The organism is bacterium (genome assembly GCA_012517375.1).
In the GTDB taxonomy this organism is placed as follows: Bacteria; Hydrothermota; Tepidihabitantia; order B3-TA06; family B3-TA06; genus JAAYVC01.
In genome coordinates this window covers 1-2,803 of the sequence record JAAYVC010000116.1, presented here as the reverse complement: position 1 = coordinate 2,803, position 2,803 = coordinate 1, and the positions used below count along the sequence as shown (strand labels likewise).

At 50.4% G+C, this 2,803-nt stretch carries 4 protein-coding genes; all 4 read right to left on the bottom strand.

Annotated elements, in window-relative coordinates:
• A partial coding sequence (locus GX441_12270; protein NLI99415.1) for a LemA family protein occupies positions 1-233 on the bottom strand: 233 nt, incomplete at its 3' end.
• A gap of 251 nt (positions 234-484) precedes the next feature.
• Positions 485-1,327 carry a TPM domain-containing protein gene (locus GX441_12265; protein NLI99414.1) on the bottom strand — a complete coding sequence of 281 codons (843 nt, stop codon included), beginning with the start codon at positions 1,325-1,327 and terminating at the stop codon, positions 485-487.
• A complete protein-coding gene (locus tag GX441_12260) occupies positions 1,321-2,070 on the bottom strand; it encodes a TPM domain-containing protein (protein NLI99413.1) in 750 nt (249 codons plus the stop codon). Before GX441_12260 ends, GX441_12265 begins: the two co-directional genes overlap by 7 nt.
• A 9-nt stretch (positions 2,071-2,079) precedes the next feature.
• The gene (locus GX441_12255; protein ID NLI99412.1) at positions 2,080-2,733 is read right to left on the bottom strand and encodes a TPM domain-containing protein; all 654 of its coding nucleotides are present in this window, start codon (positions 2,731-2,733) and stop codon (positions 2,080-2,082) included.
• Positions 2,734-2,803 lie beyond the last annotated feature (70 nt).

Here is a 2,803-nt window from a genome sequence, read left to right as displayed (position 1 = left end):
GTGGCTACGAGATTGGGTATAAGATCGCTGCGGCGCGTGAGCTGGGTTTCGATGTTCGCCCATTTCTCGTCAACGTCCTTGTTAAGCCTGACCATGTTGTTGTAGGAACTGCACAGGCCTCCGCCCAGGAACACGACAACGAGCACGACGATGATGCCTATTATCCATCCCGCGCGGCTCTTGCGAACGGGCGCTACGGGCGACTGGATTTCGGGATTAACTGGTGCGTTCATTTTTCGCTCCTCTTTTGTTAATTTGATTTATTATATTCAAAATTCCTTTTCTGGATACCGCCTTCTCCTCCGCCTCCATAGCAAAGACACTTTCCGGGATAGAATCCACGATTAATATAACTGGACCTTGGCGAGTTAGCGCTACCATTTGCCGCATCCTCCGCCTCCGTGAAAAAGGTGCTTTCCGGTGAAGCACGGGCAGTTTTTCTGCCCACTTTCAAAGCTTTCGATTTGAGTAATAAACAATGCCATTACCATTTACCGCCACCTCCACCTCCGGAAAAACTGCCGCCGCCGAACCCCCCTCCCCCTCCGCTGCTGAAGCCGCTGCTAGAAGACGACGAGGAGCTCGAACTGGAAGAGCTTGAGGACGACCAGTAGCTCGAACTCGAGGAACCTGAAGACGAGCCCTTGGGTTTGGCGAAGATCATAAAAGCGATTAGAAGAACCCAGAAACCGCCGAAGATAATCCAGAAGAGATTCTTCTTAAACCAGCCTTCGTGCTCGCGGATGTGCGGAGCTCCCTTTGTACTGGTAAGATTTACATCGTATTCCTTCTCTATTGATGCGGCGTAAGCCTGAAGCGCCTTGTATATCCCCTCGCCGTATCTCTGGTTCTTGAAGTTAGGAACAAGTACCTGCCTGTAAATCTTGTCTATCTGCGCATCGGTCAGGTAGCCCTCCATGCCCGAGCCTGTGGCGGTAAAGACCTCGCGGTCGTCAATCGCCACGACCATTAACAGCCCGTTATCTCGGGATGCCTGGCCTACGCCCCAGAGATTGCCTACCTCGGTTGCGTACATGGAGATTTCCCGGCCGTCGGTGGATGAGATTACGAGCACCGCCATCTGGGCAGTAGTCTTTTGCTCTACCTCACGGCAGAGCGAGTTGATTCTCTCTAAATCGGCTCTTGAAAGGGCGCCTGTCTCGTCAACGACAAAAACGTCAGGCTGAGGCCTTGCCGGGTAATCGGCTGCCGATATTAGACTCGGAAGTAATAACAAGAACGACAAAGCAAATGCCGTTTTAAGTATTCGATTCATCCTCATATTTACCTCTGAAATCGGTTTAATATTCATTTTCGCAGCTACCATCCGCCGCCTCCGCCGCCGCCTGAAAAGCCGCCACCGCCGAACGAACCTCCCGAGAATCCGCCGCCCGATGAAGAACCTGAGGACCCGAAAGTTGTCCAGAACCAGCCAGTTGCGCCGCGTTTCTTTCCCGCTTTTGCAACAATATTGAGAACGTTGAAACCAATCACCATGAGAATGAAAACCCATGCCCATATCGGGATTTCAGCCCATATCCCCTTGCGTACGATAGGTGCTCCCCTTGCACTTTCGAGGTTTTCTGAATAATGTTTGCCTATTTCCTTCGCGTAAACCTGCAAAGCCTTGTAAATGCCTGTGCCATACTTCGCTTTCTTGAAGTTAGGAACCAGCACCTGTTTGTAGATTTGGTACACCGTCGCATCAGGAAGTATCCCCTCCATACCCGACCCTGTAGCCGTAAACACCTGCCTGTCATCTATCGCGACGACCATCACAAGACCGTTGTCTCGGGATGCCTGCCCGACCTTCCAGTAGTTGCCAAGATTGGTAGCATACGCAGAAATCACCTCGTTCCCTGTCGAGGAGAGCACGAGCACCGCCATCTCTGCGGTTGTCTTTTCCTCCACTTCACTGCATAGCGCGTTGATTCTTGCGATATCGGATGGAGAAAGAACGCCGGCATCATCTCGAACGTACTCGCCTGGAGGAGGCGGGCTGGGATACTTAGATGCGAGAAGAACCAGTGGTGAAAAAATTAATGAAGCCGTCTCCAGAAACCTTCTCATGCAAAATGATTAGTCGTCAGACCATCCGTGCCGATGATGATGATGATGATCGTGATCCCACAAATCCTGCCACCACATCCACCAGCCAAAAAGGCACGCGGCTTTAACGCAGCAATCGATTGCGTCCTGATCGACCGAATAGCTTTTACCTTCTTTAATTTCAGGATCTTCTTCGTAATCAAGAACGGCGTCTTCAGTTCCCTTGATATCGCGCTCATAGATTCTAGCCGCCCAGAAGATGCCCCTGCCGTAATTGCCTTCCCTGAAGTTCGGAATGAATACATCGCGCCTGACCCGGTCAACGGTCGATTGAGGAATAAACCCCCCGACCTTTTCACCGAGAGAAGTCGTTACAGCATGATCTTCTTTGGATACCACTATAAGAAGTGTGTTGTCTTTTATAGTGTCATCAGCCCATGAAAGCCTAACATTTTCGGCAAACGGACCAATTTCTTCACCATTTGTGGAAAGGATTGTAAGAACCTGCATCTTTATGCCTTTGGATTCTTCAAGCCCTCTGCATATATCCGTTATCTGCTGCCCGTATGAAGTCGAGATTATCTGAGCCTCGTCCACTATGTATTGATCCTTCCCGGGCGGTTCCGGATACTGGGCACCAACAAGGACCAACGGCAACAAGATACTTAAGAATAATTTTTTCATAATTGTCTCCTTATCATGAAAGAAGACGAGTGTGAAATCATCTTTGTTACCAGCCGCCACCACCGCCACC